The sequence below is a fragment of the Curvibacter gracilis ATCC BAA-807 genome, assembly GCF_000518645.1.
Taxonomy (GTDB): domain Bacteria; phylum Pseudomonadota; class Gammaproteobacteria; order Burkholderiales; family Burkholderiaceae_C; genus Curvibacter; species Curvibacter gracilis.
Window position 1 is genome coordinate 118,365 of the sequence record NZ_JADZ01000011.1, and the last position, 15,711, is coordinate 134,075.

10 protein-coding genes are annotated in these 15,711 nt (G+C 67.7%); 7 read left to right on the forward strand and 3 right to left on the reverse strand.

Annotation, left to right across the window (positions count from 1 at the left end):
- The first annotated feature begins 15 nt into the window (after positions 1 to 15).
- From L880_RS32030 to L880_RS0108840, 7 genes are all read left to right on the forward strand, one after another.
- The gene (locus L880_RS32030; RefSeq protein ID WP_051443183.1) at positions 16 to 2,346 is read left to right on the forward strand and encodes a tetratricopeptide repeat protein; all 2,331 of its coding nucleotides are present in this window, start codon (positions 16 to 18) and stop codon (positions 2,344 to 2,346) included.
- Positions 2,347 to 2,623: 277 nt separating this feature from the next.
- On the forward strand, positions 2,624 to 3,250 hold the full coding sequence (locus L880_RS0108815) for a protein phosphatase CheZ (protein WP_051443184.1): 627 nt from the start codon (positions 2,624 to 2,626) through the stop codon (positions 3,248 to 3,250).
- Positions 3,251 to 3,564: 314 nt separating this feature from the next.
- Positions 3,565 to 4,950, forward strand: a complete 1,386-nt coding sequence (locus L880_RS0108820) for an OprD family outer membrane porin (RefSeq protein ID WP_027475373.1) — start codon at positions 3,565 to 3,567, stop codon at positions 4,948 to 4,950.
- 18 nt (positions 4,951 to 4,968) lie between these two features.
- Positions 4,969 to 5,784 (forward strand): histidine phosphatase family protein, encoded by an 816-nt coding sequence (locus L880_RS0108825; protein ID WP_211245300.1) that lies wholly within the window; start codon positions 4,969 to 4,971, stop codon positions 5,782 to 5,784.
- A gap of 102 nt (positions 5,785 to 5,886) precedes the next feature.
- Complete coding sequence (locus L880_RS0108830; protein WP_043329001.1) at positions 5,887 to 7,155, forward strand: MFS transporter; 1,269 nt, start codon at positions 5,887 to 5,889, stop codon at positions 7,153 to 7,155.
- 45 nt (positions 7,156 to 7,200) lie between these two features.
- Positions 7,201 to 9,957, forward strand: a complete 2,757-nt coding sequence (locus L880_RS34345) for a glycoside hydrolase family 3 protein (RefSeq protein WP_051443185.1) — start codon at positions 7,201 to 7,203, stop codon at positions 9,955 to 9,957.
- A 148-nt stretch (positions 9,958 to 10,105) separates the two neighbouring features.
- Entirely contained in the window at positions 10,106 to 12,220 is a 2,115-nt protein-coding gene (locus tag L880_RS0108840) for a glycoside hydrolase family 3 N-terminal domain-containing protein (protein WP_084461156.1), read from the forward strand.
- A gap of 51 nt (positions 12,221 to 12,271) precedes the next feature.
- On the opposite strand, the gene L880_RS32040 is transcribed toward L880_RS0108840, so the two are convergent.
- From L880_RS32040 to L880_RS0108855, 3 genes are all read right to left on the reverse strand, one after another.
- Positions 12,272 to 13,966 carry a glycoside hydrolase family 3 protein gene (locus tag L880_RS32040; protein WP_051443186.1) on the reverse strand — a complete coding sequence of 565 codons (1,695 nt, stop codon included), beginning with the start codon at positions 13,964 to 13,966 and terminating at the stop codon, positions 12,272 to 12,274.
- Entirely contained in the window at positions 13,944 to 14,978 is a 1,035-nt protein-coding gene (locus tag L880_RS0108850; protein ID WP_027475377.1) for a helix-turn-helix transcriptional regulator, read from the reverse strand. Before L880_RS0108850 ends, L880_RS32040 begins: the two co-directional genes overlap by 23 nt.
- A gap of 225 nt (positions 14,979 to 15,203) precedes the next feature.
- Positions 15,204 to 15,710: a disulfide bond formation protein B gene (locus tag L880_RS0108855; RefSeq protein ID WP_027475378.1), complete on the reverse strand. Its 507-nt coding sequence runs from the start codon at positions 15,708 to 15,710 to the stop codon at positions 15,204 to 15,206.
- Position 15,711: the final 1 nt, after the last annotated feature.

Consider the following 15,711-nt stretch of genomic DNA (forward strand, 5'->3'; position numbering starts at 1 on the left):
AACGCCCCCAACGCCATGTCCACACCCAAATCCGGGATCAAGCTCTTCGGAGCAGCCCCCTCTCTGCTGAAGCGCCCGGCTACTGCCACGCTCACCCCTGAGCAGCGTTTTGCCCAAGCTGTGGCGCTGCTGCGTGAAGGGCGCAGCATGGAGGCAGAAACAGCGCTCAAGTCACTGCTACAACAAGCCCCTCAACATTTTGACGCGCTGCAAATGCTCGGCATGCTGCATCTGAAGGGACAGCGCTGGGAAGCCGGTGTCGAAGCACTGCAAAGGGCCATTGCCCTGCACGACAGCTTCGCACCTGTCTACAACAACCTCAGCATCGGTCTGCGCGAGCTGGGGCGGGTGGAAGAGTCGCTCGCGGCCTCCGAACGAGCCCTGGCACTCAAGCCAGACTACCTGGAAGCCTGGATCAACAAGGGCAACACATTGCGCAGGTCCTACCGGTGGCCAGAAGCCCTGATTCACAGCGACGAAGCCTTGCGGCATCACCCTGACGAAGCCCGCCTGCTGCTGGGCAAAGGGCTGGCCCTGCAGGCGCTGGAGAGGCTCGAAGAATCTGCGGCGGTGCTCAGGCAAGCCCTCACACTGGACCCACAGCAAACGGAAGCCCACTATGCCTTGGGCGCCGTGCTTGAGGAGGCCGGCCAGCCACGTCTGGCGCTGGACTCTCTGGCCGTGGCGCTTGCCCAAGCGCCCCACCATGCGCGGGCATGGAACCTCAAAGGGCTTGCGCTACAGACACTTCGCCAACAAACAGCAGCGGACCAGGCCTACCGCCAGGCGATAGCGCTCGCACCGGAGGCCCCGGAAGCCCATGCCAACCTCGCAACACTGCTAGAGGAGCGGGGACTTTACGAACAGGCACTGGCCAGCTACCAGAAGGCGATCGCGCTGGGTGGCGAGCGCAAAGTGCTGATGCGCCATGTGGGCGACCTGCACGCGGCCTTTCGCCACCACCAACTCGCCGTAAAGACTTTTCGCGCCCTGTGCGCCATCGATCCAATGGCGGAGTTCGCCCAGGCCGGACTGCTGACCAATCAGATGCGCTGCTTCGACTGGAGCGATCTGGAGCTGCTACGCATGACGGTGCGGGACGGCCTGTTGGAGGGGCGGCATCGCCTGCTTCCATTTGACGCATTGACATGCTTTGACGACCTGTCGCTGCAACTGGAAGCTGCTCGCCAGGACGTCGCACGACTGCGGGCACCACGGCCTGTTTCGTGGAATGTGCCCACCATGGAACGCCAGCGTCTGCGCCTGGCCTACGTCTCAGGCGACTTTCACGACCACGCCACCATGCACCTGATGCAGGAGGTGTTCGAATGCCACAATCGCGAACAATTTGAACTCATCGCCGTCACGATCGGTCCTCAACTGACCAGCGACCGGCTGGCCTGGATGAAGCACCATTTCGATCGGGTGATCGATGCAGGCGAGCTGGACGACGCCTCGCTGATCGACTCCCTGCGGGCCATGGAACTGGATTTGGCCGTCGATCTGAAAGGCCATACCCGTGACGCCCGATTTGAGGTGTTTCATCAACGGATCGCACCCATCCAGGTCAATTACCTCGGTCACCCGGGCACCACAGGCTCCGAATCCATGGATTTCATCCTGGGCGATGCGGTTGTGACGCCCCTGGAACATCAGCCCTTCTACACCGAGAAGATCTGGCAATTGCCCGGGTGCTATCAAGCCAACGCCCGACTGAATCCCGAAGCTTTGCCCCCCGCCCCGGCCCCCGCTGAGGAGGGCCTGCCGGCTCAGGGCTTCGTATTCTGTTGCTTCAACAATGGCTACAAGATCACCCCAGCGCTGTTCGACGTGTGGTGTGATCTGCTTCGAGCCGTCGATGGAAGTGTCCTTTGGCTGCTCGGCAACGAGCCCGATGCACAGATCCGTCTGCAGCAGGAAGCCAAATTGCGCGGCATCGATGCAGAGCGACTGGTATTTGCCAAGCGCGAGTCGCGTGCCCGGCACCTGGCCAGACATGCCTTGGCCGACCTGTTCCTGGACACGCTACCCTATGGTGCGCATACCACCGCCAGTGACGCGCTACGCATGGGCGGTGTGATGATCACCTGCCAAGGCAACAGCTTTCCGGCCCGGGTAGGAGCGAGCCTGCTCACCACCATCGGGTGCACAGATTTGATTGCTCACGATTTGGAACAGTATCGTCAACTGGCACTGGATCTGGCCCTGTCACCCCAACGACTGGCAGCAGCCCGACAAAGAGTTCTGGATGGAGTACAGCACTCCACCTTGTTTGAACCCTTGGCATTCGCCAAAAAGTTGGAAGCGGCCTACCTCGCCATGCTGGACGCCCGGAACAGCCACTGAGCTTGGACAACGCGGCTCGGCTTGTCCTCGCAGCCCACAGACACGGCCTGCCGAGCTGTGCTTTTGCACCCCGGGGACTTTGCTGACATGCCTGCAGGGTTTTAAAGAAACCCCTGCGGGGTTTTCCCGGAAATTTGCGGCTTGGCATGGATCAGTGGCAGGAAATCACTGAAGCAGGGCTTAGGGCAGGCTATATTGTGAAAATTGTGACGAAAGTCTACAAATCCCGGTGTGACCAACCGCGTGCCCCCACGCAACAGCCCAGCCCCAACGCCCCATGACCGACGACCACGGACCTGAAATCGCCCACAACCAGGATGAAGTCGATGTCCACTTTCGCCTGGGCCAGCTCACCCGTCAGCTGCACGACTCGCTCAACGCCCTGGGCATCGCTGACAAATTGCATGGCGCGGCCGAAGAACTGCCCGACGCCAAGAGCCGCCTGAGCTACATCGCCCGCCTGACCGGCGAGGCCGCCGAGAAGGTGCTGAACTCGGTCGACAAGACCAAGGCCGCACGTGAGCCGGTGGATGTGGAAACCCGCCGCCTGACCGAGCTGATCGAGCGCTATCCAGGCACCACCTTCACCGGCAAGGATTTGCTGACCTACCTGCACCTGGTCAGCCAGTCGAATGCCGCGATGGACGAGAACCTGACCGACATCATGATGGCGCAGGACTTCCACGACCTGACCGGACAAGTCATCGCGCGGGTGGTCAACCTGGCCTCCGACATCGAAAAGCAGTTGCTCGATCTGTTGGTCAGCACAGCCCCCGACGGCAGCACCAGCCATGCGCCAGCCACCAAGGACCTGCAAGGCCCGGTGGTGGAGGGCCAATCCAACCGCGAAGTGGTGACCAACCAGTCTCAGGTCGACGACCTGCTGGCCAGCCTGGGTTTCTGAACACCCTCCAGGTGCTCGGGGGCGCCTGAGCGCTACGCCCGCCCCCTGCGACTCCCCATCGCCCGGGCTGCCACGGCCCTGAGGCAGCGCAAGCCCTTGGGCCACGCCCCATCGGCCTCCACACCCCCGTACTTTCCCGCACAGGTCAGGATTTGCCCCTGCGCCTGTCAGCTTTTGGCGCAGACGCCATGGCGATCTCTTTGAAGAATGCGCTCGTCCGATTCGCCGCTGCGGATCCGTCGCTGCGTCACGCAGGCCACCTTGCGTGAGGCCAGCACTGCGCGGGTCGGACGACGACCCCAAGGAGACATTTTTTGATTCAAGCCCCCAACCGCCTGCGGCCCCTGCTCGGACTCGCGACCTTTGCCCTGATCAGCAGCCCCGTGCTGGCCCAGGACAGCTCCGCCGACAGCACCAACCCCGGTGCCACCGCCAGTGCCAAAACCGCCTGGCACACCGGCTATGCCCTGATCGACGACAGCCATCTGAGCCTGCACCTGCGCAACCTCTACAAGGCCGGCACCAGCACGCCCGATGCCAGCTTGCCGCCCAACTACCACACCTGGGTGCAGGCTTCGTCGCTGGATTTCAGCAGCGGCTACTGGGCAGACACGATCGGCTTCGACCTGTCCTACGACACCGCGCTGAACATCAGCACCGGCACCGATGCCAGCGGCTTCACCGACGGCACCCTGCCGCGCAACCCGGCCAGCTTCAGCCGCATCGGTGAACACGCCCTCAAGCTCAAATGGCAAGGCGGCGAGACGCACTTCAAGTCGCGCCTGGGCGTTCAGAAGGTGTCCAACATGGGCATGCTGCACGCGCGTGACAGCCGCGCCCTGGAAAAGCTCTACAGCGGCGCCCGCCTTGACGCCGAGCAAGGGGCCTGGAGCGGGCTGGTGGCCGTGGTGGATGCCAGCGTCGACCGCAACGAGACCTTCAAGCGCCGCTTCACGACCGCCAAAGGCACGGCCATCGACTACCTGGCCACCGCCCAGATCAAGTGGGAGCCGCAGAAGAACCGCTCGCTGCTGTACTTCGCCGGCGCCGCACCGCATTACGTGGCGCGCGAAGGCCTTGAAGGCGTCTGGCAGACCGACCCCACCCAGAAGGGCTCGCTCAAGGCCGAGGGCTTTCTGTACCACAACCGTGCCCTCAGCGTCTGGCAGCAGGAAAACGCCAATGCCCGCCGCGGCTTCGACCGCGATGCCTACCACGCTGCCGTGCGCCTCAGCGGCCAGGCCGACAAGACCCTGCTGCAAGGTGGCGCCACCTACACCCATGCGCCCAACAGCAACCCCAACGGCATGGGCTTCTTTGAGTACAACATCGCGCGCAACGCGGTGGGCCGCTTCGTCAGCCCGGCCTACAACGGGATGATCGACTACATGTACCACCGCGAGCTGATGGTGTTCGGCACAGCCACCCAGCCATTGAACCGCGAGTTCAGCGTGGGTGCTGGTGCCTACTACGGCAGTGGCATGAAATACAAGGGCGTGGACCTGGCGCACGGCGACGTGATGGTGTTCGTCGAATACAAGCCCAGTTTCTTGAAGGGCCTGCACACCGTGGTGGCCTACGACTGGTCGCGCAACTGGCGCGAAGTGCAAGGCGCTCCTGACGTCAGCCAGGGCCGGCAGCTCAATGCCAGCAAGACGGGTCCGATGATCCGCCTCGACTACCGCCACGAATTCTTCTGACCCTGCCGGAGACTCCCCATGATGCTCAAGAACATCCTGCGCCGCGTCTGCGGCCTGAGCCTGATCGCCCTGTGCTTCAGCGCCACGGCGGCGCCCGCTGACAAATCGGACGAAGCCGAAGTCCACCTCTACCTGACCCGCCATGGCAAGACCATGCTCAATGTCTCCGACCGGGTGCAGGGCTGGTCGGATGCGGTTCTCACCCCCGAGGGCATTGCCGTGGCACAAGACCTGGGCCGCGGACTCAAGGACACGCGCTTTGCGGCCGTCTACAGCAGCGACAGCGGCCGCGCCATGGAAACCGCCCGCGTGGTGCAGCAGTTCAGTGGCCAGACCCAGTTGCCCTTGCAGATTGACTCGCGCCTGCGCGAGTTCAACTTCGGCAGCTACGAGGCCGACCTGAACAGCACCCTGTGGGACGATGCAGCCCGCTTCGACGGCCTGCCCATGGAAGCCTGGCTCAAGCAATTCACGCCCAAACGCTTCTCCAACACCGTGGCAGCCATGGACCGCCAGCGCGGCACCACCCATGGCAAGACCTGGCCGGCCGAAGACTACGCCACCATCAGCAAGCGCCTGATCGGCGGCTTGACCGACATCGCCAGCCAGCAGGCCCGCAAAGGCGGCGGCAAGGTGCTGGTGGTGTCGCACGGCCTGGCCATCGCGGCAGTGGTGGACGCCCTGGCGCCAGGCAACAACTACCCGCTGCACAAGCCCCTGGCCAACGCCAGCATCACCGAGGTCGTCTACCGCGGCGGCCGTTTCGAGGTGCTGACCTTCAACGAATTGAAGTACGTCAAGGCCGGCCAGGCCGCCGCCAAGGGCACCCCTTAAGTCAGTCCAGCGCCCTGTACAGCGCCCTGCCCTGCGCTCTTCGCCTGGCCCCGCCCCGGGGCCAGGCCTCGACGCGCCCCCCTCATACCCCCCCACACCCCCATGACCACTGCCCCACGCGCCCCCGACACCCCGCTGCCCGGGCGCACCGCCCCGGCGCGCGCCTCACGCCGCTTCATCGCCCTGTACGGGCTGGCCACCTTCGGCTTCTGGATGGCCGTGATGACACCGGTCATCGTCACCATGGCCCTCAAGGTGAACCAGTTGGCCCCCGACAGCAAAGAGTCCACCCTGGCCTGGGTGCTGGGCATCGGCGCCTTCGTGGCCATGATCGCCAACCCCGTGGCCGGCCTGTTCAGCGACCGCACGCGCTCACGCTTCGGCATGCGCCGCCCCTGGCTGGTGGGCGGGGCCCTGCTGGGCCTGGCGGGCCTGGCCATCGTGGCCGTCAGCCCCACGGTGTGGCTGCTGATGCTGGGCTGGTCGCTGGCTCAGTTGGCCTACAACGCCGTGCTGGCCGCCCTGATGGCCTTGATGCCCGACCAGATTCCCGAATCCCAGCGCGGCGCCGTCGGCGGCCTGCTGGGCATGTGCATGCCCGCCGGCATCCTGGCCGGGGTGTACGTGGCCCAGGAGGCCAGCAGCCTGGCCCAGATGTTTCTGCTGCCCGCCGGCCTGTTCACCATTTTCGTGCTGCTGCTGTGCGCCGGCATGCGCGACCGCATGGCCCCCGCACAGGCGCCCGAGGCGATGAGCCTGGCGGGCTTTGCCCGCAGCTTCCTGATCAGCCCGAAGGGCGCCGGTGACTTTCTGTGGGCCTTTGTGAGCCGCTTCATGCTGCTGCTGGGCATCGCCACCCTGATGACCTACCAGGTGTTCTACATGCTCGACAAACTGGGCGTCAGCACCGAGGCCGTGCCCGACATGATGTTCCGCTCCACCTTGGTGTCATCCATCACCATCGTGCTGTCCAGCCTGGCCAGCGGCTGGCTCAGCGACCGCAGCGGGCGACGCAAGGCCTTTGTGCTGATGGCCGCTCTGATCTATGCGGCCGGCCTGCTGGTCATCGGCCTGGCCCATGACTTCAATGGCCTTTTGCTGGGCGTGGGCGTGTGTGGCCTGGGCCAGGGCATGTATGTGGCCGTCGACCTGGCCCTGGTGACCGAGGTGCTGCCCAACCCCGACGAGGCCGCCAAAGACCTGGGCCTGTTCAACCTGGCCAGCGCCATGCCGCAATCCGTGGCTCCCATGATCGCGCCGCTGTTCCTGGCCCTGGGTGGCCCGCAGAACTACAGCGCGCTGTTCACCGCGGCAGCCGTCTTTGCCCTGGTGGGTGCGCTGGCCGTGTTGCCCATCCGCAAGGTGCGCTGAGCACGTCGCCCTCTTCAACAGAATCCTTCGACAGACCTCTCTCCCATGAACTCCCTGCCTCCCCTGCCTGCCGACTGGCGCCATCAACCCGGCCTGAGCGAACGCGTGGCCGACCTGCTGGCCCGCATGAGCCTGAACGACAAGATCGAACTGGTCAGCGGTGACCTCAACTACAACTTCGGCTTCTACAGCGCAGCCGTGCCCGGCCCGGGCCTGCCCGAGCTGACCATGGCCGACGGCCCCTGCGGCGTGCGCATCAACAACGGTGCCGTGCATGGGGGCCGCGCCACCGCCCTGCCCGCGCCCATCGCCCTGGCCGCCAGTTGGAACACCGAGCTGGCCCAACACTATGGCGATGTGCTGGGCCACGAGGCCCGCGCCAGCGGCCACAACGTGATCCTGGCGCCCGCGGTGGACATCGCGCGCGTGCCGGTGGGCGGGCGCACCTTTGAGTCCTTTGGCGAAGACCCGCTGCTCAACGCCCGCATGGCGCTGGCCGAGATCCCGGCCATCCAGGCCCACGCGGTGGCGGCCTGCCTCAAGCACTATGCCGTGAACAACCAGGAGCACGAGCGCGCCAGCGTGAACGCCGCGGTGGACGAAGCCACCCTGCGCGAGATCTACCTGCGCCCCTTCGAGGCCGTGGTGCGCCACAGTGCCGTGGCTTCGCTGATGGGCGCCTTCAACCGCGTCAACGGGGTGTTTGCCTGCGAGAACCATTGGCTGCTGGACCAGCTGCTGCGCCGTGAGTGGGGCTTTGCCGGCTGGGTGATGAGTGACTACGCCGCCACCCACAGCACCGTGCCCTCGGCCCTGGCGGGCCTGGACCAGGAACAGCCTTCGGGCCAGCACTACGGTGAGCGCCTGCAGCAGGCGGTGGAGCAAGGCCAGGTGCCCCTGGCCACCCTGGACGAGATGTGCCGCCGCATCCTGCGCACCATGGTCGGCCTGCAGCTGATCGAACGCCCGCCCGCCATCGCCCCCTTGAACGACGAGGCCCACCGCAGCGTGGCCCAGGCCGTGGCCGAACAGGCGGTGGTGCTGCTGAAGAACGATGGTGATCTGCTGCCGGTGCGCCCTGAAGCCCTGCGCCGGGTGGTGGTGATCGGCCCCGATGTCGACAATGCCCACGTGGCCGGTGGCGGCAGCAGCCGGGTGCAGCCGGCGCACGCCACGAGCCTGCTCGAGGGCCTGCGCCAGCGCCTGGGCCCCGACGTGCTGGTGCAGCACGCCGTGGGCAACGACCCCATCTCGGCCGCCGACCTGCTGCCCGGCCCCGACTCCCTGCCCGGCGACTGCCTGCGCAGCGGCCCGGCGGCCGATGCAGCGCCCGGCCTGCACACCCGGTTCTGGAGCAACCCGCACCTGGGTGGCGAGGCCTGCTTCGAATGCGTGATGCCCCAGGTCGCCTTGAACGGCGGCTTCTTCAACTTTCCGGGCTTTGACGCCAACTCCAGCCGCTACCCCAAGCTGCCCAACGAGCTGTCGGGCGCGATCTCGGCGCGCTTCACCGGCCGCCTGGTGGTGCCCGAGAGCGGCCGCTACGAGCTCAGCGCCACCTTGCTGGGCACGCTGCGCATCTGGCTCGACGGCGAGCTGGTGCTGGACGCCTTCCGCGCAGGCGGCGGCTCGGCCAGCGGCGCCGGTGCCTCGGGTGCGGCCTGGGGGGCGCACGCCGATGTGAAGCGCGCCGAGGACGGCAGCGACAGCCCGGTGGGGCCCGACTGGCCGGTGGCCCAGGCCCAGATGAACCTGCGCGCCGACCACCTGCCCGAAGCCCGTGAACTGCCGCCCCAGCCCCTGGGCAGTGGCGGCGGCGAAGCCGGCCCGCCACCCGAAACCGCGGGCGTGGCCCTGCAACTGCGGGCCGGGGCCCAGGGCCATGAGCTGTGCATCGAATACCTGGCCAATGCCCCTTCGCAAGGCTGGCTGACCGGCGCCCAGTTGCGCCTGGGCTGGCGCCCGCCGAGCGAGCGGCCCACGGCCTCCATGCGCGAAGCCTGCGCCCTGGCCGAAGGTGCCGACCTGGTGGTGCTGGCCGTGCGCAGCTACGAAACCGAGCAGATGGATCGCCCCGACCTGCGCCTGCCCAACAACCAGGCCGCCCTGGTGCGTGCCGTGGCGGCCGCCAACCCGCGCACCGTGGTGATCAACATGAGCGGTGGCCCGGTCGAGACCGAGAGCTGGGAGACCGGCATTCCCGCCATCCTGCAGGCCTGGTACCTGGGGCAGGAGCAAGGCAGCGCCTTGGCACGCATCCTGGTGGGTGACGTCAACCCCTCGGGCAAACTGCCGCTGAGCTTTCCGCTCAGCGCCCATGGCCTGCTGCGCAGCCGCGCCCAATACCCGGGCGAGGACGGCACGGTGCATTACAGCGAAGGCCTGCAGGTGGGTTACCGGGGCTTCGATGCACGCGCCCTGCCCGTGCGCTTTGCCTTCGGCCACGGCCTGTCCTACACCCGCTTCGAGTACAGCGAACTGCAGGTGCACACCGATGCCGACGGGCTGGAGCTGAGCTTCACCGTGCGCAACAGCGGCGAGCGTGCCGGGCGCGAAGTGGCCCAGGTCTACCTCGGCCTGCCCGTGCCCGGCCAGCCACCGCACCGGCTGGTGGATTTCGCGTCGCTGCCGCTGGCCGCAGGTGAAAGCCGCCGCGTGCACCGCCGCATCAGCCGCAACGACCCGGGCCACCCACTGAGTGTCTGGACCGAGAGCGGCTGGCAATGTGCCCGCGGCCCGTTGCGGGTGGCCATTGGCAGCTCCTCACGCAACCTGCGCCTGAAGACCCAGGTGCTGTTCTGAACCGCCAAGTGAGGCATGGCGAGGCGGATCGAGAAGCCCCAGTCAAGTTTCTGCAGGTTTCTTCAGGCCGCTTCCTGCCTCTTGAGGCCCCATCGGGTCTCCCCTGGCCCAACGACACAGGTCGGCCATGCGCCGGCCCTTTTCCCTTATGACCGAACACGACATCGAGCAACTGATTTCCCGCATGACCCTGGCCGAAAAGCTGGGCCAGATGACCCAGGTGCAGCCGCAGGGCCGCGATCAGGAAGAGCGCGTGCGCCAAGGTGGCGCCGGCTCCCTGATCAATGTGGTGGGTGACGATGCCTACCACTACCAGTGGCTGGCGGTGGAGCACTCCCGTCTGGGCATCCCGCTGCTGCTGGGTCGCGACGTGATCCATGGCTTCCAGACCGTGTTTCCCATTCCCCTGGGCCAGGCCGCCGCCTTCGACCCCGAGCGCGTGCGCCAGGCCGCCGCCCACTCGGCGCGCGAAGCCGGTGCCGCCGGCGTGAACTGGACCTTCTCGCCCATGTTGGATGTGGCGCGCGACCCGCGCTGGGGGCGCATCGCCGAGAGCTTTGGAGAAGACCCGCTGCTGATCTCGCGCCTGGGCGTGGCCATGGTGCAGGGCTACCAGCAAGAGGGCGTGGCCGCCTGCGCCAAGCACTTTGTGGGCTATGGCGCGGCCGAGGGCGGGCGCGACTACAGCGCCACCGACCTGGCACCGCGCGCCTTGCTCGACACCTACCTGCCCCCATTCCTGGCGGCACAGCAGGCCGGCGTGATGACGGTGATGAGCGCCTTCAACGACCTGGACGGTGTGCCCGCCACCGGTCACGAAGACCTGATCCGCGGCACGCTGAAAGACCGGTGGGGCTTTGACGGCCTGGTGGTCAGCGACTGGTGCTCGGTGACCGAGATGATCGCCCACGGCTTCTGCGAAGACGCCGCCGCCGCGGCGCGTGCGGCCGTCAGCGCCGGGGTGGACATGGAAATGGCCAGCACCAGCTACCTGGACCACATTGCCGGCCTGATCGAGCAAGGCCTGCTGGACATCGCCCTGGTCGATGACGCGGTGCGCCGCATCCTGCGCATCAAGGCCCGGCTGGGCCTGTTCCGGCACCCCTACGGCGACCCGGGGCGCACTCAGCCCCAGCGGCCGGTGGCCACCCAGCTGGCGCGCAGCCTGGCCCGCGACAGCTGCGTGCTGCTGAAGAACGAGCAAGGCCTGCCCCTGGGCGAGCACGCGCGGCGTGTGGCGGTGATCGGCCCACTGGCCGATGCCCCCGGCGAACAACTGGGTTGCTGGGTGTTCGACGGTGAGCGCCAGCACAGCCAGACCGTGTTCGCGGCCCTGCAGGAACGCCTGGGCGCCCAGCGGGTGGTGCACGCCCGCGGGCTGGAGCACTGCCGCAGCCACGATCTGGACGGGCTGGAGGCCGCCGTGGCCCTGGCGCGCAGCGCCGAGGTGGTGGTGCTGTGCCTGGGCGAGGACGCCGGCCTGAGCGGCGAAGCCCACTGCCGGGCCCACCTCGACCTGCCTGGCGCCCAACAGACCCTGCTGGAGGCGGTGGCCGCCACCGGCGTGCCCGTGGTGCTGGTGATCATGGCCGGCCGCCCCCTGGTGCTGGGCCCGGTGCTGCCACATGCCCAGGCCGTGCTCTACGCCTGGCACCCAGGCAGCCAGGGCGGCCCGGCCATCGTCGACCTGCTGTGCGGCGAATCCCCCAACGGGCGCCTGCCCGTGAGCTTTCCGCGCAGCGTGGGGCAGATACCGATCTTCTACAACCACAAGAACACCGGCCGCCCGCCCCACCCCGATGCGCCCAGCATCCCCTCAGGTACCCCGCTGGACCCGAGCGGCTTCTTTGCCGCCTACCTCGACGAGGACCACCGGCCCCTGTTCCCCTTCGGCTTCGGCCTGGGCTACACCCGCTTCGAGTACCGCGACCTGCAACTGTCGGCCAGCCAGCTCACGCCGGGCGGCACCCTGTGCGCCTCGGTGCTGCTGAGCAACGTGGGCCACCGCAGCGCCACCGAAGTGGTGCAGCTTTATGTGCGCGACCTGGTCGGCTCGGTGACGCGCCCGGTGCGCGAGCTGAAAGACTTCCAGCGCATCAGCCTGCAGCCCGGCGAAAGCCAGCGCGTGAGCTTTGAGCTGCACACCGACGCGCTGCGCTTTCACGACCGGCATCTGCGCCAGGTCTGCGAGAGCGGGCGCTTCGAGCTGTGGATCGGGCCGGATTCGGCATCGGGGCCGAGCGCGGTGTTTGAGATCGTCTGAGGGTCAGGGACTGCGTTTCAGGCGCTGGGGTGCAGATTTGGTGCTGCGATCTCAACGCCACGCCCAAGCCGCCATCGCCGCGCCCACCTCCACCGGGCTTCGGCCGGGCCAGGGCGCGCGGCCCAGCAGGGCCTGCACACAGGCCTGTTGCATGGCGGGCACGGGCGAGTAGGCGTTGATCCAGCAGCGGCATCCCGAGGCGTCGGCCAGGTGGTAGGGGTTGCCAAAGGAGATCAGCAGGTGCGGCAGGGTGTGCCAGTGCCGCTCCATGGCGCGGGCGGTGTCGCCGTGCAGGCGCTTCCAGTCCAGGCGCAGGCTGCCGCGGCACATGCCGGCCTCGCGTGCCAGCACATAGATCAGCACGTCGTACAGGTCGGGGTCGACCAGGGTGTCGGGGCGGTAGCGTGTCACGGCAAAGCCTTCGGCCTGCAGCAGCTCGACCATGCGCAGGGCCGGCAAGGGCTGGCCGAAGGGGGTGTGGCGCTCGCCTTCTTCGACCAGCAGAACACGGCGGTGGCGCTGGGGCACCAAGGGCAGCAGGCCATCGAGGTCGCGCACCCGGGTCAAGGCAGCGGCGGCACATTCTCGCGCCCATTGCTGCGCCTGGGCCCGCTCGGTGTGCGCATCGGGTTGCGCCGGAGGGATGGCGGCGGTCTGGCGTGGTCTGACCACCAGGCCGAGCACGCATTGCAGGGCCAGCACCCGCGCCAGCGCCTGGTTGACCCGGGCCCAGCTCAGCCGCCCCTCGGCCAGGGCGCGCTCCAGGTAGGCCACGTCCAGCTCGGGCTGCCCCGAGAACAACAGCATGTCGCAGCCCGCCGCCACCGCCTGCGGCAAGGTCTGCCAGCGCGGCCCACAGGCCGAAAAGCCGGCCATCAGCGTGGCGTCGGACAGCAGCAGCCCCTCAAAGCCCAACTCGCCCCGCAGCCAATCGGTGCTGAGCGCCGGCGACAGACTGGCTGGGCGGCTCAGCCCCCCGTCCAAGGCCGGCAGCCCGATGTGACCGCACAGCACGGTGCGCACGCCGGCGCCGATGGCTGCGCGCCATACCGGGGCGTAGCGGGCCAGCCAGGCGTCACGCGACAGACTGTTGCAACTGGGCTCCAGGTGGTGGTCGCGCCAGTCCACGCCATCGCCGGGCCAATGCTTGGCGCTGGCGGCCAGCCCCTCCCCCTGCAGCCCTTGCACAAAGGCCCGCGAGAAGGCAGCCACCCGGGCCGGATCGGCGCCAAAGGAGCGGGTGTTGACCACCGGGTTGTGCGGGTTGAGGTCCAGATCGACCACCGGCGACAGCACCCAGTTGACGCCGCAGCGCCGCGCCGCACGGGCCGCCACCTGACCCATGCGCCGGGCCCAGGCCACGCGCCCAGTGGCAGCCACGGCCATGGCGTTCGGAAACCCCAGCCCGTCGGCACCGGTGTGCTCGCCAAACTCGATGTCGGCCGCCACCAGCAGATCCGCCCGGCCCAGTTGCCGGGCCTGGGACTGCAACTGGCCCACCAAGCGGGCGCTGTGCGCATCCGGAGCACCCGGCACGAACACCCCGCCCACGCCCTGCTCCACCCAGGCCTGATAGCGCTCTGGCGTGCCATCGGCCAGGGCCAGCACCAGCAAACGCCACAGGCGCTGACGCGGTGGCAGGGTTTGCAATTGCTGCGCCACCCAGGCGCGCTGCCAGGGTTTGAGGCGCAGCGGGCCCGTGCTGGGCAGCCCGGGCCCTGGGTCAGCAGTACGAGGGCGCGACATAGGGCTGCAGCAGTCGCATCGCATCCAGCTCATTGGCCGCCCCGTAGGCGCTGCCGGGGCGCCCGGGCGACGCACGGTGGGCCAGGCGCCATTCACCCGGCGTGCAGCCCAGGGCCCGGCGGAAGGCCAGGTTGAAGGCCTTGGCATTCGGAAAGCCACAGGCCAAGGCCACATCGAGCAAATTGCCGGTGATGGGCCGGCTCAGGGCATCCAGGGCACGGCGCAGCCGCACCAGGGTGATGAACTGGCCGAAGGTGTTGCCGGTCTCGGCCTTGAACAGGCGGGCCAGGTAGCCACTGGACCAGCCCAGGGCCTGGGCCACCGCCCCGACCGAGATGGGCTCGGCCACGTGGTCCTGCACATACTGGCAGACCCGCTGCAGACGCCGGCCCAGGGCCTGCTCTTCTTCGGGCAACAGCATGGGATGGGCCTCAGGGCCCAGGGTCGAGGGCAGGCCCCGGAGCAGGCATGACACGATTTGCAACACTCCGGCCTCGAGTTCGAGCTTCCAGCCCGGGCGCTGCAGGCGTTGCTCCCACATCATGGACGCCAGCAGCCCCCGCAGGCGGTCTCGCAAGGGGCGCAGCGCGGGCTCGCTGTTAAGGCCCTCGATCTGAAAACGCCGACGCCGGAAATCCGGGTCATGCCGCGCACTGGCCGGGTCCAGTTGCAGGCACAGCACCAGGTTGGCGCCCCCCAGATCGTGGCTGGCATGGGGCTCGCCCGCATGCACCAGCGCCAGCTCACCAGCACGCACCCGCTGCAGGCCGGCGGCGGTGTGCAGTTCCACCTCCCCGCTGAGCACCAGCAGGAGCTCGAAGGCCGAATGCAGGTGCAGCCCCACGTCACGCACATCGTGAAAGAACAGGCGCAGGGGCAGTTCGGCCGCAAAGCCGATGCGCTCCACCTGCCAGCCCAGGGGCCGAGGCGCCACCGCAGGGGTGGCCCAGGCGGCCGCCTCTCGGGGGCCGTCGTCGTCAAGTAAATATGCCGAATCGTTTTCCAAGGCCATGGCTGCTCTCCAGTGCGTGTCACGCGACGGATTGCTGTCTCAGGTCCGGCGTGGGAACGGCGCGGATTCTGGCCCTAACGGAGGCGCTGGCTTGTCAGCGAACACCTCATATTGCTCCGATCGTCGCTAAAAACACACCGGCCAACGACTCCAGACGTGAAAAAGCCGCCTCAAAGGGCGGCTTCCTGGCGCAGGGGGCGCAGAGTTCAAAGAGGCCGGAAACGCTCAACGACCGCGTTGGCGAAGCAGCAACAGCACCGAGGCCAGCGCCAGGCCGACAAACACCACGAACGACCAGTTGGCGATCGAGCCGCCGAGGAAGGTCCAGTCGATGGCCGAGCAGTCACCGCTGCCCTTGAACACCATGGGAATCACGCGTTGCAGCGGAAAGGCCTCGATCATGCCGTACAGGTCACGGCCGCAGGTCAGCACCTCGGGCGGGTTCCACTGAAGCCAGCTCTGGCGGGCCGCCACGAAGGCGCCGAAGCCCGAGGTCAGCAGGATCAGCACGGCGCCGACCAACCAGCCCCCGCGGCGTGGCGACAAGGCCGCCAGGCCCGCCCAGACCGCCACCAGCAACAGCGCGTAGCGCTGCACGATGCACATCGGGCAAGGCTCCAGCCCGACCACGTGCTGCAGGTAGAGCCCAAAGGCCAGCATGCACAGGCAGGTGGCACTGGCCAGGGCCAGCAAGAGGCGCGGTGCGCGGTCGAACCAGTTCAGCAAAAACAAT

Bases quoted from the DNA above. Each gene is read 5' to 3' on its own strand.
- L880_RS32030 (WP_051443183.1), top strand. From the start codon at position 16: ATGTCCACACCCAAATCCGGGATCAAGCTCTTCGGAGCAGCCCCCTCT.
- L880_RS0108815 (WP_051443184.1), top strand. From the start codon at position 2,624: ATGACCGACGACCACGGACCTGAAATCGCCCACAACCAGGATGAAGTC.
- L880_RS0108825 (WP_211245300.1), top strand. From the start codon at position 4,969: ATGATGCTCAAGAACATCCTGCGCCGCGTCTGCGGCCTGAGCCTGATC.
- L880_RS0108830 (WP_043329001.1), top strand. From the start codon at position 5,887: ATGACCACTGCCCCACGCGCCCCCGACACCCCGCTGCCCGGGCGCACC.
- L880_RS34345 (WP_051443185.1), top strand. From the start codon at position 7,201: ATGAACTCCCTGCCTCCCCTGCCTGCCGACTGGCGCCATCAACCCGGC.
- L880_RS0108840 (WP_084461156.1), top strand. From the start codon at position 10,106: ATGACCGAACACGACATCGAGCAACTGATTTCCCGCATGACCCTGGCC.
- L880_RS32040 (WP_051443186.1), bottom strand. From the start codon at position 13,966: ATGTCGCGCCCTCGTACTGCTGACCCAGGGCCCGGGCTGCCCAGCACG.
- L880_RS0108850 (WP_027475377.1), bottom strand. From the start codon at position 14,978: ATGGCCTTGGAAAACGATTCGGCATATTTACTTGACGACGACGGCCCC.